This window comes from Kribbella sp. NPDC051718, assembly GCF_040681515.1.
Classification (GTDB): Bacteria; Actinomycetota; Actinomycetes; order Propionibacteriales; family Kribbellaceae; genus Kribbella.
On sequence record NZ_JBFAYZ010000002.1, the window covers coordinates 92,576 to 107,552 of the forward strand.

14 protein-coding genes are annotated in these 14,977 nt (G+C 68.0%); 5 read left to right on the forward strand and 9 right to left on the reverse strand.

Annotated elements, in window-relative coordinates:
- Positions 1–107: 107 nt before the first annotated feature.
- Complete coding sequence (locus tag AB0M15_RS06915; protein ID WP_363814788.1) at positions 108–647, forward strand: hypothetical protein; 540 nt, start codon at positions 108–110, stop codon at positions 645–647.
- Between the two features lie 17 nt (positions 648–664).
- Here the strand turns inward: AB0M15_RS06915 and AB0M15_RS06920 are convergent, their stop codons facing one another.
- The 4 genes from AB0M15_RS06920 to AB0M15_RS06935 form a co-directional block, all read right to left on the reverse strand.
- Positions 665–1,672 carry an iron-siderophore ABC transporter substrate-binding protein gene (locus AB0M15_RS06920; RefSeq protein WP_363814790.1) on the reverse strand — a complete coding sequence of 336 codons (1,008 nt, stop codon included), beginning with the start codon at positions 1,670–1,672 and terminating at the stop codon, positions 665–667.
- 444 nt (positions 1,673–2,116) lie between these two features.
- Positions 2,117–2,455 carry a hypothetical protein gene (locus AB0M15_RS06925; protein WP_363814792.1) on the reverse strand — a complete coding sequence of 113 codons (339 nt, stop codon included), beginning with the start codon at positions 2,453–2,455 and terminating at the stop codon, positions 2,117–2,119.
- Positions 2,456–2,630: 175 nt separating this feature from the next.
- Positions 2,631–3,308: a response regulator transcription factor gene (locus AB0M15_RS06930; RefSeq protein WP_343969754.1), complete on the reverse strand. Its 678-nt coding sequence runs from the start codon at positions 3,306–3,308 to the stop codon at positions 2,631–2,633.
- Positions 3,305–4,522, reverse strand: coding sequence for an ATP-binding protein (locus tag AB0M15_RS06935; protein ID WP_363814794.1), 1,218 nt, complete (start codon positions 4,520–4,522; stop codon positions 3,305–3,307). Before AB0M15_RS06935 ends, AB0M15_RS06930 begins: the two co-directional genes overlap by 4 nt.
- A gap of 206 nt (positions 4,523–4,728) precedes the next feature.
- Here AB0M15_RS06935 and phoU point away from each other — a divergent pair, with 206 nt between their 5' ends.
- The gene (phoU, locus tag AB0M15_RS06940; RefSeq protein WP_363814796.1) at positions 4,729–5,436 is read left to right on the forward strand and encodes a phosphate signaling complex protein PhoU; all 708 of its coding nucleotides are present in this window, start codon (positions 4,729–4,731) and stop codon (positions 5,434–5,436) included.
- A 49-nt stretch (positions 5,437–5,485) separates the two neighbouring features.
- Here phoU and AB0M15_RS06945 read toward each other — a convergent pair whose 3' ends face one another.
- Genes AB0M15_RS06945 through mshA form a run of 4 tightly spaced genes read right to left on the reverse strand, consistent with a single transcriptional unit; the run spans position 5,486 to position 10,379 of the window.
- Positions 5,486–7,840, reverse strand: coding sequence for a helix-turn-helix domain-containing protein (locus AB0M15_RS06945; RefSeq protein WP_363814798.1), 2,355 nt, complete (start codon positions 7,838–7,840; stop codon positions 5,486–5,488).
- Positions 7,841–7,845: 5 nt separating this feature from the next.
- Positions 7,846–8,592: a phosphoglyceromutase gene (locus tag AB0M15_RS06950; protein WP_363814800.1), complete on the reverse strand. Its 747-nt coding sequence runs from the start codon at positions 8,590–8,592 to the stop codon at positions 7,846–7,848.
- A 9-nt stretch (positions 8,593–8,601) separates the two neighbouring features.
- On the reverse strand, positions 8,602–9,090 hold the full coding sequence (locus AB0M15_RS06955) for a YbjN domain-containing protein (protein WP_363814802.1): 489 nt from the start codon (positions 9,088–9,090) through the stop codon (positions 8,602–8,604).
- Positions 9,087–10,379: a D-inositol-3-phosphate glycosyltransferase gene (mshA, locus tag AB0M15_RS06960; protein WP_363814804.1), complete on the reverse strand. Its 1,293-nt coding sequence runs from the start codon at positions 10,377–10,379 to the stop codon at positions 9,087–9,089. The genes AB0M15_RS06955 and mshA overlap by 4 nt, the downstream gene beginning before the upstream one ends.
- Positions 10,380–10,743: 364 nt before the next feature.
- Between mshA and AB0M15_RS06965 the strand changes: the two genes are divergently transcribed.
- A complete protein-coding gene (locus tag AB0M15_RS06965; protein WP_363814807.1) occupies positions 10,744–11,490 on the forward strand; it encodes an SDR family NAD(P)-dependent oxidoreductase in 747 nt (248 codons plus the stop codon).
- Here AB0M15_RS06965 and AB0M15_RS06970 read toward each other — a convergent pair.
- On the reverse strand, positions 11,483–12,118 hold the full coding sequence (locus AB0M15_RS06970; RefSeq protein ID WP_363814809.1) for a helix-turn-helix domain-containing protein: 636 nt from the start codon (positions 12,116–12,118) through the stop codon (positions 11,483–11,485). The genes AB0M15_RS06965 and AB0M15_RS06970 overlap by 8 nt on opposite strands.
- A 257-nt stretch (positions 12,119–12,375) precedes the next feature.
- Between AB0M15_RS06970 and typA the strand changes: the two genes are divergently transcribed.
- Positions 12,376–14,238 carry a translational GTPase TypA gene (typA, locus tag AB0M15_RS06975; protein ID WP_363814811.1) on the forward strand — a complete coding sequence of 621 codons (1,863 nt, stop codon included), beginning with the start codon at positions 12,376–12,378 and terminating at the stop codon, positions 14,236–14,238.
- A gap of 139 nt (positions 14,239–14,377) precedes the next feature.
- A complete protein-coding gene (locus AB0M15_RS06980; protein ID WP_363814813.1) occupies positions 14,378–14,932 on the forward strand; it encodes a L,D-transpeptidase in 555 nt (184 codons plus the stop codon).
- The last annotated feature ends 45 nt before the right edge of the window (positions 14,933–14,977 follow it).

Genomic DNA, 14,977 nt, shown 5'->3' on the forward strand with positions numbered 1-14,977 from the left:
CGAAAGGGGTGGTCGCCGTCGGGTGCACCCGCCCTGCTCGCTACGCTGTGCTCCGCCGGAGGCTTTTGCCGGCGGCATCCACCCGGGTTGTAGGAGAGGGAACACCAGTGCCCATCACGTTGTCCTCGCAGGCCGTTCGGCGTACCGCGCTGGCCGGAGCCACCGTCGCTCTGAGCGTCACGGTCGCGGCATGTGGCGCCAGCTTCGACGCCCAGACCTCCAAGCCGTACCAGGCCGCCGAAGGCGCCAACGGACAGTCCGGCGGGATCGCCGTCCGTAACCTGCTGATCCTCGCCTCCGAGGACGGCAAGGGCGAACTGCACGGCGCCTTCGTGAACACGGGCCAGTCGGACGACAAGCTGGTCAGCATCACCTCGGCCGCCGCCGACGCCCAGAACACCAGCACCGAGCAGACCGGATCCGTGACGTTCACCGGCCTCAAGGCGACCGACCTCAAGGCCGGCCAGTCCTACACGATCCCGCCCGCGGGTGGAACGCCCGTCACCGTCACCGGCGGCAAGCCGGGCCAGATGCTGAAGGTGACGATCACCTTCGCCGAGGCCGGCCCGCTCACCACGTCGGTACCGGTGCTGACGACGGACCACTACTCCCCGTCGCCGCGACCGGACGCCGAATCACACGGCTGATCAGCCGTTCACAGTCCTTAAGAGCTGGCCTGGGCTGCCTTGGCGAGACCCGGAAGGATCTTGTCGAGCACCCAGGGCACGCTCAGCACGCTGACCGCGCTCATCCCGGAGATGACCTGCTGATCGGTCATCAGGTAGGTACTGCCCTTCTTGTACGCGGGCAGTGACGCGTAGACCTTGTCGGCCGCGAACTTCTCCGGCGTCTGCCCGTCGATGTAGCCGACGACGACATCCGCGTCGAGGTCGTTGAGCTTCTCCTTGCTGACGGTGAGGGCGAACTCCTTCTTGCTGTTCGTCTGCTCGAGCTTCTCGATGCCCGGTGCGTTGACGAAGCCCATCTCATTCATGATCTGTACTCGCGGATCACCCGGCATGTAGGCATAGTTCTCCGCGCCGTACGACAGGATCGAGATCGTCTTCCCCTTGAACTCGGGGTGTTCCGCAGCCGCCTTCGCGGTCAGCTCCGAGATCCCGGCGACCAGCTTGTCCGCCTCGGCCGACTTGCCGAGCGCCTTGCCGATGATGGTCGTCTGGTCCTGCCAGGTGGTCTGCCACGGCGCACCCGGGTACGCGACCGTCGGCGCGATCTCCGACAGCTTCGTGTACGTCGCCTTGTCGAACCCCTCGTACGGCGCCAGGATCACGTCCGGCCGCAGCGCCGCCACCTTCTCGAACGGAATACTGTCCGTGGTGTCGAACAGCGTCGTCTTCGCCGGGTCGAACCTGTCCGCATCCCAGGCGGTCGTCCCGGCCGACGTCGGCCCATAGGTGACCTTCGGCATCCCGACCGGCGTCTCACCGAGCGCGTACACGACATCCTGCGCGTTCCACCCGAGCGTGACGATCCGCTCCGGCTTCTTCGTGATCGTCGTCTCCCCGAACGTGTTCTTCAAAGTCACCGGAAACCCGGCCGAGGCCGCCGCCACGGGCGCCTGGCCTTTGTCATCATCACTCCCACACGCAACCAACGCGCTGGACGCAACAAGCGCGGCAACCGCCAACGCACCGGAACGGGACCAGAACATGAGCACTTCTCCTTAGGGCTGGAAACTTAGGACAGCCTAAGCTAAGAACCCTGTACTACGCCCACGCCCCCTCCACCTCCGCTCCTGCGTCGCGCGAAATGACCACCTCCGCCGCGAGCCCGTTGCCCGACCTCAGGTGGTTGGCGGGCTCCCACGCGTCCGCAGGTGATTGACCGCTCTCCACGCAACAGCAGGTAGCCGCTAGGCATGGCTGGCCGGCTTACGACTCGATGAGACGCTGCCGCATGCTCCTGGAGCTCCAACTACTGCAGAAGTCACCGCTGGTGATGAATTTTGCAGTAGGTCACCTGCATCCCGGGGCTCGCCGCAGCCACATCACCCAGGCTGTAATGTCGTAACCGTCAGGGGCGCTAGCCCCTCGAAAGTGAACCCGGCAGCCATCCGGACGGTTGGTGAGCCGGGTTTCGCGCGTCTAGACCTCTCCTAGAGGTCGGGCAGGACGCCCTGGTCAGCGCGGAGGTAGCGAGCCCAGATCTGGGCTTTCCGGTACGGGCCGTCGTCGGAGGTGTCGTGCTGAGGCTCGTCGAAGTCGACCCAGTAGGCCAGTTCGCCGTCGTGGGCCATCGGGTGGTCGACGGGTTCGGGGGCAGCCATACCGCTGATGGTCCCGGTGAAGACCTGCCGCCATGGACCGGCCCAGTTCTCGTCCTGGACCACGGTGACGCGGATCCCCGCCGGCAGCGCACCTGGCGGCCATTCCTGGGCCAGCGGACGGCCGATGATGTGCTCGACGGCCTCGCGATCCCCGAGATGCTCTGACATGCCACCCAGTCTGCCGGGCCGCAAACACCTCCACCACCGACTTTGTGCTTCGTCTGAGCAGATCCAGCCAGCTGATTTGCTCAGGTGGAGCACAAAGTCGCCCCCAGCCAGGTCGGCAGGCGAGCTCGCAACGCAGGAGCGGACACGGCGGGCGCGTGGGGCTCCTACGTCGCAGTCACGCCTCGAACTTGTAGCCCAGGCCTCGTACCGTGACCAGGTGGGACGGGTTGGACGGGTCCTTCTCCAGCTTGGAGCGGAGGCGCTTCACGTGGACGTCCAGGGTTTTGGTGTCGCCTACGTAGTCGGCGCCCCAGATGCGGTCGATCAGTTGGCCTCGGGTGAGGACCCGGCCGGTGTTGCGGAGCAGCATCTCGAGGAGTTCGAACTCCTTCAGGGGAAGGCGGATCTCGGTGCCGGCGACCGTCACCACGTGGCGTTCGACGTCCATCCGGACCGGGCCCGCCTCCAGGGTGTCCGGGAGCAGCTCGACGTCCTGGCCGCGGCGCAGGACGGCTCGGATGCGGGCCAGTAGCTCGCGCGGGCTGTAGGGCTTGGTGACGTAGTCGTCGGCGCCCAGTTCGAGGCCGACGACCTTGTCGACCTCGGTGTCCTTGGCGGACACGATGATCACCGGGACGTTGCCGCGGCTACGGAGCGCGCGGCAGACCTCGGTACCGGACAGGCCGGGCAGCATCAGGTCCAGCAGGACGATGTCGGCGCCGGCCCGGTCGTACTCGTCCAGCGCGTCCGGTCCGGTCTCGGCCACGGCGACCTCGAACCCTTCCTTGCGCAGAACGTACGACAACGCGTCGCTGTAGCTCTCTTCGTCTTCGACGACCAGCACTCGGGTCACGAAGCTGCCTCCTTGGTTTTCTCCGACGAGGTCGGCGTCGGGGGTAGCTCGAACTCCTCCTGGATGGAGGGGTCCGTCGGTTGCCCGGTAGCGGGATCGAGCCGCAGCGGGAGTCGGACGGTGAAGGTGGAGCCCTGGCCCTCGACGCTCCAGACTCGCACGTCGCCACCGTGGATCGAGGCGATGTGCTTGACGATGGACAGGCCGAGTCCGGTACCACCGGTCTCGCGGCTGCGGGCCCGGTCGACCCGGTAGAACCGCTCGAAGATGCGTTCCAGGTCACTGCTCGGGATCCCGACGCCCTGGTCGCTGACGGTGATCTCCACCAGGTCCCCGATCGGGTGGGCGGCGACCGCCACCCGGGTTCCGTCGGGGCTGTAGTTGACGGCGTTCTCGACCAGGTTGCCGATCGCGATCGCCAGCTGGTCCTCGCTGCCCATCACCTCGAGGGCGGGGTCGGTCTTCACCACCAGGTTGATGTCGCGGTCCTCGGCGTCGACCCGGCAGCGGTCGACCGCGGCTTCGATCACGGCGTTGATGTCGACCGGCGTCGGGTGTTCCAGCGGGTCGTCGCCCTGCAGCCGGGACAGTTCGATGATCTCCTTGACCAGCCGGCTCAGCCGGGCGGCCTCGATCCGCATCCGGCCGGAGAACCGCTGGACGGCCTCGGGATCGTCGGAGGCCTCGGCGACTGCGTCGGCGAGCAGGATGATCGCCCCGATCGGGGTCTTCAGCTCGTGGCTGACGTTGACGGTGAAGTCGCGCCGGATCGCGTCCAGCCGGCGCTCCCGGGTCCGGTCCTCGACCAGTACCAGCACCAGCTGACTGCCCAGCGGGGCGACCCGCGCGCTCACGTACTGGGTGGCGCCGAGCCGGCCGCGGACGATCTCCAGGTCCTGCTGGCGGATCTCGCCGTCGCGGCGGACCGCCCGGACCATCAGCAGCAGGTCGTCCACGACGAGCCGCTCGCCTCGTACGATGCCGAGTACGTGGGCCGGGGCGCTCGCCTGGAGCACCTGGTCCTCGGGGCCCATCACGACCGCGGAGGAGCGGAGGACGGACAAGACGGTGGCGACGCCGTTGGGCACGATCGGGTCCGGGGAGACCGGAACCTTGGTCTGGGATCGCTCGCTCAGCACCAGCGCACCGAGCGAAAGCAGAGCCAGGGCCGCGCCGATGACGCCGCCCAGCACCGCAGCCAGCGTGGGGTCCACGGAACCGATGCTACGCGGGCAACGAGGAGGGAAAGACCGAATGAGCACCCGATGACCGGAACGCGACTCAACTGTTCATCGGGCGTTCACCACTCGTCGCCACCCGGCAACCTGGCTGGCATACCTTCCACGGTGGGCGGGTACTGAACCGTGCCCGCGGATCCGCCCACCGCAGTACCGGACACCACAGATCGGATGCAGACACGATGCGCGACACCTATCACGAGCAGCTCGACGACATCCTCGCCGAGCTCGAACGGATGACCCGGACGGTGTCGACCGCCGTACGCCGCTCCACCACGGCGCTGCTCACCGCCGACATCCGGCAGGCCGAGGAAGTGATTGCCGCCGACATCCAGCTGGACGCGGCCGGCGAAGGCGTCGAGGAGAAGGTCTTCGAGCTGATGGCCCGGCAGGCCCCGGTCGCCAACGAGCTGCGGATGCTGGTCGCCGCGCTGCGGATGGTCGCCGACCTGGAGCGGATGGGCGACCTGGCCGCGCACGTCTCCAAGATCGCCCGGCTGCGCTACCCCTCGCCGGCCATCCCGGCCGAGCTGCACAAGGTGATCGAGGACATGAGCACCGTGGCCGGCCAGATGGTCGACGCCGCCGGTGACGTGATCAAGACCCGCGACGTCCAGGCCGCCACCGCGCTGGAGTCCGCCGACGACGAGATGGACAAGCTGCGCACCAGCCAGTTCCGGCTGATGATGGACGACTCCTGGCCGCACGGCGTCGAGGTCGCGGTCGACATCGCCCTGCTCGGCCGGTACTACGAGCGCATCGCCGACCACGCAGTCTCGATGGCCCGCCGGGTCGTCTACCTGGTCACGGGCGAGCTCCCCGTCGCGATCGGCGGCACCGCCGCCGGCTCCGGCGCCGGCGCCTCCACCCCGAGCCCGAACGGCAACTGAGCAACCAGAACCACAAAGTAGCCCTCGGCAACCATTTGGTTGCCGAGGGCTACTTTTGTGTCAGAGTGGCAAGCCTGGCGCGGATTCCGGCGGACTCCGGCCGGCCGAGTTCGTCGAACAGGTCGGCGGCGATATTCAGCGACTCGACGGCTGCCGAAGACTGACCGCGGGCAAGTTGCAGGTCTGCGAGGTCGGCCAGGACCTTTGCTTCCTCGGATTTGTTCGCTCCTTCGCGGGCCAGGGCCAGCGCGGCGTCGAAAGCTTCGGCGGCGGATTCCAGTTCGCCGCGGGCCAGGAGGCTGGTGCCCAGGCGGCGGTGGACGAAGGTGTTGCAGGCGGGGCCGGGGGCGGTGACGTAGAGGTTCAGAGACGCGCGGAAATGGGCGATCGCCAACTCGTGGTTTCCCGTGTCTGCGTAGGTGTCGCCGGCGGTGCCCTCGCGGCGGGCGGCTGCTCGGAGGTCGTCGTCTGCCAGGGCGAATCCGATCGACTGCTCGAAGCAGGACTCGGCCTCGGCGACCCGGCCGACTCGCGCGTGGAGTGCTCCCAGCGCGAGCAGGCCGGAGCCCAGGCCGTACTCGTAGCCGGACTCCCGGCTGGCCTCGATGGCCCGCTCCGCGAAGGGGATCGCCTCTTCCAGCCGGCCGAGGTGCTCGAACGTACGGGCGACGGCGAAAGCGCATCTGACCACGCCTCGCGTGTCGGAACCCTGCTCGGCGATCGACAGGCCGGCGGTGAAACGGGTGAGCGCGGCCTCGAACCGGTCCTGTTCCCAGTCCGCGATACCGCCGTAGTACTCGAAATAGGCCTGGTCCGCGGCGGTACGGGCGGCTGCGCGGGCGATGATCGCGACCTCGCGCATCTCCGGCCAGCGGGCCCGCGCGTCGAAGTACCCGAAGAGCGAGTAACCGAGTTCGATGAGCGGGTCGGCGAACCCACCACCCAGCGCGCCGAGCTGCCTGATCAGCGCCACGATCGACGCGCGTTCCGCATCCAGCCAGGCCAGCCGCGCGGGCAGGCTGTCCACCGAAGGCTCGCCGACCGGCAGCTTGGTGAGCTTGATCCGGTCCCCTGTCTTGTGGGTCAGCTTGTGACAGCGCCAGGCGGCCAAGGTGTAGAGCTCCGCCACCCGGAGCACGGCCAGTCGTCGTTCGTCGGCGCTGAGGTTTCGGGCAGCCCGCTCGCCGGCCACCGCGCGGAGCAGGTCGTGCAGTCGATAGCCGCCTGGCTGCGGCGATCCGACCAGATGCAAGTCGACCAGGTGCGCCATCACGGCCTCGGTCTTCGCGGCCGGCAAGTCGAGCAGCGCACCGACCGCCGCCTGCGAAAGCTCCGCGGTATCGATCAGCCCGAGGAAGTCGAACGCTGCCGCCGCCTGCGGACCCGTACTGTCCGGAGAACCCAGCAAATGCTCGAGAGAACTCGTCACGGTCGCCTGTACCGCCGCAGTCACCCCCAAGTGATCGATCCCTCGCCCGGCATCCCCGATCTGCCGCGCCAACTGCGCCAGCTCCCAGTTCAACCGCTGATCGAGCCGGGCCCCGACCAGCCGAACGATCAACGGCAACCCGTGCGAGGTCCGAACGATCGTCCGGGCCGCCTCGACCTCGGCTCCCACCCGCTTCGACCCGATGATGCTGCCCAGCATGGCCAGGCTGTCGACATCGTCGAGCGGCGTCACCTCAAGGGAGGTACCGATCCCCAGCGCGCGGCGACCGGTCACCAGCGCGACGCATCGGGGTGCCTCGGGCAACAACAGGTCCAGTAGCTCGGGATCGGAGGCGTTGTCGAGGACGACGAGCATTCTGCGGCCGGCCAGCTGGGCGCGGTACAGCTTGGACGCGGCGTCGACGTCGACCGGCACCGCCTGCTCCCGCATCCCAAGACTGACGAGCAGCACCCGCAGCGCGGCCGACGCGGTCAGCGGGCTGCCCGGTCCGTACCCCTGCAGGTCGATGTAGAGCTGACCATCCGGAAAGTCCCCGGCGGCCAGATGCGCCGCATGAACCGCCAAGGTGGTCTTCCCGACTCCGGCGAGACCGTGCAGGACCACGACGGCGGCCGATTTCTTCAGGGCTTGGGCAATCAGCCCGAGTTCCTCGGCCCTGCCGACGAAGTCCAGGGTGTCGGGAGGTAGTTGCCGCGGCGCGCCATCCGAGGCGACAGTCTCGGCGGGTCCGTGGGCCGCGACCACCAGCGCGCTGGTGTCTTCCGGGCCGAGCTGCAGCACATCGGCCAGCGCCAGCACGGTCGCCCGGTACGGCCGCCGCCGCACTCCCCGCTCGAGCAGCCCGATCGCCTGCTCGCTCAGCCCGGCGGCCTCGGCCAGTGCAGCCTGTGTCAGCCCGGCGGCGCGACGGTGCCGCCGCAGCAGCTGGCCGAAGTCTCCGGGCTCGTCGGACAAGTTCCTTAGCGACCTTGGTTCTTGACCGCTTCGATCGCGGCCGCGGCGGCCTCGGGGTCGAGGTACTCGCCGCCCGGCTTGAGCGGGTTGAAGTCGTCGTCCAGCTCGTAGTACAGCGGGACGCCGGTCGGGATGTTCAGCCCGACGATCGTCTTCTCGTCCAGGTTGTCGAGGTGCTTGACCAGGGCGCGTAGCGAGTTGCCGTGGGCGGTGACCAGGACGGTCTTGCCGGCCCGCAGGTCCGGCACGATCGCGTCGTACCAGTACGGCAGCATCCGCTCGACGACGTCCTTCAGGCACTCCGTTGCCGGCAGCAACTCGGACGGCAGTCCGGCGTACCGCGGGTCGCCGGCCTGGTCGAACTCCGAGCCGCGCTCGATCGCCGGCGGCGGGGTGTCGTAGGAGCGGCGGAACAGCATGAACTGCTCCTCGCCGAGCTCCTCCAGGGTCTGCTTCTTGTCCTTGCCCTGCAGGCCGCCGTAGTGGCGCTCGTTCAGCCGCCAGGACCGGCGGACGTCGATCCACTGCCGGCCGGCCTCCTCGAGGGCGATGTTCGCCGTCCGGATGGCGCGCCGCAGGACCGAGGTGTGCAGTACGTCCGGCAGCAACTCGCGCTCCAGCAGCAACTGGCCGCCGCGGTGGGCTTCCTCCACCCCCTGCTCGTTCAGGTCGACGTCGACCCAGCCGGTGAACAGGTTCTTGGCGTTCCAGTCGCTGTGGCCGTGGCGCAGCAGGATCAGGCGGTATGTCATGCCCTCAGACTAGCGAGGCTCCAGCCAGCCCATGAACGCGTCCAGATTCCGGGTGGATTCACCGCGCTTGACCCGCCATTCGTATTCCTTGCGAATGGACGAGCCGAAACCCAGCTCGAGGATCGTGTTGAACGACGAGTCGGCGTACTCCAGGACCGCTCCCAGCAACCGGTCCACCTCGACCGGGGTGATCGCGTGCAGCGGAACCCGGCCGTCCAGGTGGATGTCGCCGAGATGGTCGACCGCGAAGGCGACGCCGTACATCTTGAGGTTGCGCTCCAGCATCCACCGGTAGACGGCCTCGTGGTTCTCGTCCGGGCGGCGCGCGACGAACGCGTGCACCTGGACCGCCTGGCCGCCGACCGTCAGCTGCACCGTCGTCTTCAGCTTGCGCTCGCCGGGCAGGTCCGCGCTGAACACCCCCGGCTCGGCCTCGGTGTAGTCGAGCTCGTTCTCGTCCAGCACCTGGCGGATCACGTCCGCCGCGGACACCCTCATCGATCGACCTCCTGGGCCAGCTCGGCCGCCATCGTCTGCTGCGCCGTCCGGTACGCCGCGAGCGTCTTCTCCGCGGTCAGTTCCCAGCCGAACCCACCGGCATGCCTGACCGCCGCGCGGCTCATCGTCTCGCGCAGCGGCGGATCCGTCGCGATCCGGTGCAGCGCGTCGGCGAAGTCACCGATGTCGTGCCCGGGGACGAGCAGCCCGGTCACCCCGTTCGCGACCGCGGTCGTCAGCCCACCGACGGCCGCGGCGACCACCGGCGTACCGCAGGCCTGGGCTTCGAGCGCGACCAGGCCGAAGGATTCCGAGTACGACGGTACGCAGACGACCGACGCCGCCCGGTACCACTCGGCCAGGGCCGCGCGAGCCATCGGCTTCACGAACCAGGTGACGTCGTAAACCCCCAGCTCACGGGCGAGCTGAGCATGCGACTCGGGGTGTTCCATCCCGTTGCCGGACGGGCCGCCGATGATCGCGACCACCAGCCGGTCCCGCAACGACGGGTCCTTCTCGAGCATCCTGGCCGCAGCCCGGATCAGGATGTCCGGCGCCTTCAACGGCTGGATCCGGCCGACGAACGCGAGCACGATCGCGTCCGGGCGCAACCCGAGCCCCTTGCGCGCCACGAACTGGTCGCCCGGGCTGAACACGTCCAGGTCGACGCCGGGGTTGACCACCCCGACCTTCGCCGGCTGAGCGCCGTACAGGCTGATGAGTTCGTGGGCCTCGTCGTCGGTGTTGGCCAGCAAGCGGTCGGCGGCCTCGACGACCTGCTCCTCACCCAGGAGGCGGGCGGGCGGCTCCGGTACGTCGTCCTCGGCCAGGCTAGCGTTCTTGACCTTGGCCATCGTGTGCATGGTGTGGATGAGCGGCACGGCCCAGCGGTCGCGGGCGAGCAGGCCGGCCTGACCCGACAGCCAGTAGTGGGAGTGGATGACGTCGTAGTACCCGGGTTCGCGGATCGCCTCGGCCCGCAGTACGGCGCGGGCGAACGTGCACAGCTGCGCGGGCAGCTCGTTCTTCGACAGGCCCTCGTATGGACCCGCGGCCACGTTCCGCACGGTCACGCCGGGCATCAGCTCGACCTTCGCGGGCAGTGCGGACGAGGTCGCGCGGGTGAAGACGTCGACCTCGATCCCGAACGTGGCCAGTCGCTTGGACAGCTCGACGACATAGACGTTCATCCCGCCGGCATCCCCGATCCCGGGCTGGTCCAGCGGTGAGGTGTGCAGGCTGATCATCGCGACCCGCCGGAGAGGACGGTCTGCCGAAGGTTGGGTCACCTCGTCAGGGTAACTCCGGGGCTCTCCGAGGAAATCGGGACTTCTCCCTATCGGGCGCCTTGGGCGATGATCGCGGCCAGTTCCCCGGGGCGCGACAGGAACGGTGAGTGCCCGGAGGCCAGGCGTTCGACCTTGGTCGCCGGTCGTCCGCCAGGCCGCCGCACTGAGCTCCTCGACTGCGACCTCTCCATCGATCTCCCACCACGGCGGCGGCGTACCGCCGATCGCTCCAACTGCCTCCCGGACCGATTTGCGTCAGTGCACCGCCAAACCCTTGCGCCAGCAAGCGCCCTTCCGCCTGACGGAAGCGGCGGGCGTGAGACGCCGCTCAGAGCTCGATCCGGGCTGGTGGAAGACTGAGGGTATGACTTCCAGCCGTCCTGTCGCCGTCGTCACCGGAGCCAGTAGTGGGATCGGGGCCGCCTCGGCCCGGTATCTCGCCCGCGAGGGATTCGAGGTGGTTTGCGCCGCCCGCCGGCTGGACCGGATCGAGGCGCTGGCCAAGGAGATCGACGGTCGCGCGGTGCAGTGCGACGTGACTTCGGCCACTGATGTCGCCGCCCTGGCCGCGGCGGTCGGCGACCAGGTGGACCTGCTGCTGAACAACGCGGGCGGCGCCTTCGGCTTCGAACCGGTCGCCGAGGCCGATCTGGAAGCGTGGCGGCAGATGTTCGAGGTGAACGTGATCGGCGTCGCCGCCGTCACCAAGTCGTTGCTCCCAGCATTGATCGCCGCCGAGGGCCAGATCATCGTGATGGGCTCGACTGCCGGCCAGGTCGCCTACGAAGGCGGCGGTGGCTACGTAGCCGCCAAGCATGCGGCCAAGGCGGTCGTCGACACCCTCCGCCTCGAACTGTGGGACCAGCCCGTCCGCGTCTGCGAGATCGCCCCCGGCATGGTCAAGAGTGAAGGCTTCGCCCTGACCCGCTTCGAAGGCGACCAAGCCAAGGCCGACGCCGTGTACGCCGGAGTCGCGGAACCCTTGCTGGCCGACGACATCGCCGACATCGTCGCCTGGATCGCCACCCGCCCGAAGCACGTCAACATCGACCGCCTGACCGTCCGCCCCCGCGCCCAAGCGGCGCAACACAAGGTGCACCGCGTTACTTAGCCCGTAGGCGATCCACCTGAGGTGAAGCGATTGGCAATGGACTGTCCGGGACCGGCAGTCCATACCCCGCGTACAGCCGCCGCCGGACAGCCTCCACCGGAAAAGTCTCCGGGTAGATCGCCAGCTTCACCGTCACGCCTTCCAATGTTGCCCTGAGCAACATTTCCTCGACCGCAGGATCAGCGGCGCCGCGGTCGGCGAAGATCGAGCGGATCGCGTCCTCGATCTCCACCACCCGGTCGGCCTTGGCCGCCTCGACCTCGGCGAAGACGTCGTGGGTGGTGGGCTGCATCATCAGTGAGATCGCCAGCCGCTGGATCTCCAGCGTCGATGCCGCCGCCATCAGGGTGCCGTCGATGATGCCGGCCAGCCGCTCGTTCGCAGTACCGGTGAGAGTGAGGATCGCGCCGATGCCGTCGAGCCAGCGGTCGAGCAGTTCGGCGGCCAGCTGTTGCTTGGTGGCGAAGTAATAGGTGACCAGCCCGCGGGAGACTTCGGCACGCTGCGTGACGTCGGAGATCGACGCGGCCTCATAACCCTTCTCGGCGAACACCTCGAGGGCAGCGGACAGGATGCGCTCGCGCGACTTCTCGCGCAGCTCACGGTTGGTACTGGCCGATCGCGGCACGGCACTTCTTCCTGATCAGAGCCCTCGGAGGCCGAGTACACCCCCCACGGTCACTCGACCCCCGAGGTTGGACCCCTCCCCAGGCGCCCATACATAGACTGTACGTACAGCGAACGAATGTCAAAGGCTCAACTGGATTCGGCGCCACCCCCGGTGACGGGTAGGATGAGATGGCTGCGCACTGCGTCTCCAGTGGCACGTAGGACTTGCCGTAGCCACCGCCTGACCTCAATCCGACTTGCTTGGAGCGCTTCCGCATGCCCCTCCGTAATGATCTGCGCAACGTGGCCATCGTGGCCCACGTCGACCACGGGAAGACCACCCTGGTCGACGCGATGCTGTGGCAGTCCGGTGCCTTCGGAGCCCACCAGCACGTCGACGAGCGAGCGATGGACTCCGGCGACCTGGAGCGTGAGAAGGGCATCACGATCCTCGCCAAGAACACCGCCGTCCGGCACAAGATGGCCAACGGCGAGCAGATGACGCTGAACATCATCGACACCCCCGGCCACGCCGACTTCGGTGGTGAGGTCGAGCGCGGCCTGTCGATGGTCGACGCGATCGTGCTCCTGGTGGACGCCTCCGAGGGCCCGCTGCCGCAGACCCGGTTCGTGCTGCGCAAGGCCCTGGCCCGCAACATGCCGGTGATCCTCGTGGTGAACAAGGTGGACCGGCCGGACGCCCGGATCTCCGAGGTCGTCGACGAGACGTACGAGCTGTTCCTCGACCTGCTGGACCACGACGCCGACCAGTCCGCGCTGGACTTCCCGGTCGTCTACGCCTCGGCCCGCGCCGGTCGCGCCTCGCTGACCCAGCCGGCCGACGGCGGGATGCCGGATTCGGAGGACCTCGAGCCGCTGTTCGAGACCATCCTGGCGAACGTCCCGGCCCCGGAGTACACCGAGGGCGCGCCGCTGCAGGCGCACGTCACCAACCTCGACGCCTCGCCGTTCCTCGGCCGGCTCGCCCTGGTCCGGGTGCACGAAGGCACCCTGAAGAAGGGCTCGCAGGTCGCCTGGTGCAAGCACGACGGCAGCATCCAGAAGGTCAAGATCACCGAACTGCTGATCACCGAGGCGCTCGAGCGCGTTCCCGGCGACTCGGCCGGCCCCGGTGACATCGTCGCGATCGCCGGTATCCCGGAGATCATGATCGGCGACACCCTGGCCGACCCGGAGAACCCGAAGGCCCTGCCGTTCATCACCGTGGACGAGCCGGCCATCTCGATGACCATCGGTACCAACAGCTCGCCGCTGGCCGGCCGGGTCAAGGGCACCAAGGTCACCGCGCGACTGGTCAAGGACCGGCTCGACCGCGAACTGATCGGCAACGTGTCGATCAAGGTGCTGCCGACCGAGCGTCCGGACACCTGGGAGGTGCAGGGCCGTGGTGAGCTGGCGCTGGCCATCCTGGTCGAGCAGATGCGCCGCGAGGGCTACGAGCTGACCGTCGGCAAGCCGCAGGTGGTCACCAAGGAGATCGACGGCAAGCGGCACGAGCCGGTCGAGCGACTGACCATCGACTGCCCCGAGGAGTACCTCGGTACCGTCACCCAGCTGCTCGCGGTCCGCAAGGGCCGGATGGAGCAGATGACCAACCACGGCACCGGCTGGGTCCGGATGGAGTTCCTGGTCCCGGCACGTGGCCTGATCGGCTTCCGGACCGAGTTCCTCACCGACACCCGCGGTACCGGTATCGCGCACCACGTGTTCGAGGGTTACGAGCTGTGGTTCGGCGAGCTGCGTACCCGCCCGTCGGGCTCGCTGGTCTCGGACCGTACCGGCGTCACCACGTCGTACGCGATGGTGAACCTGCAGGAGCGCGGCACGATGTTCTGCGAGCCCGGTACCGATGTGTACGAGGGCATGGTGGTCGGCGAGAACTCGCGCGCCGACGACATGGACGTGAACATCACCCGTGAGAAGAAGATGACCAACGTCCGGTCGAACGCGGACGAGTTCGAGAAGCTGGTACCGGCGCGCAAGCTGTCGCTGGAGCAGTCGCTGGAATTCTGCCGCGAGGACGAGTGTGTCGAAGTCACCCCGGATGCCATCCGGATCCGTAAACTCGCGCTGACTCAGATCGAGCGCGCGAAGCTCGGCCGCAAGAACAAGGCCTGAGAGCACCAGCCACTCAAGTAGCCCGTTCACCTGGTTTCCCGATCCGACGGGGGAAAATTCCGGATCGTTATGAACCAGGTGGCGGGCTGCGGCGTCTGACATATCGGAAGCAAGTCAAGTTGGGGGAAGGAAAAGGACCATGGGCATTCTGCGTAAGCTCGGCGCCACCACCACGGCGGTCGCGATGCTGGGAGTAGGCGTTCTCACCGCCGCGACGACGGCCGAGGCTGCTCCTGCCGCCAAGACCGTGGTGGCCACCAAGGCCGCTGTCGCCACGAAGACCACGGCGAAGAAGACGGTTCTGGTACCGGGCCGACGGCACATTGCCAAGGTGTGTATGACCGGGCGTTACCTGTGCATCAACAAGAAGACCCGCAAGGTGATGTTCATCGTCAACGGCAAGCTGATCGCCGAGGGCGACGCCCGCTTCGGTGCGGCCAAGACCCCGACGCGCAACGGATCCTTCAAGGTCTACCGCAAGTCGAAGAACCACGTCTCCTCGATCTACCACTCGCCGATGCCCGACGCGATGTTCTTCAGCGGCGGCCAGGCGGTGCACTACTCGTCGGACTTCAAGGCCCGCGGCTACAACGGCGCCTCGCACGGCTGCGTGAACATGCGCGACCGCAAGAAGATCGACTTCATCTTCAGCAAGGTCAAGATCGGCGACAAGGTCTTCGTCTACAACGCCTGATCCACACCCAGCACTCCAAGCGGCCGGCTCCCTCGCGGGAGAGCC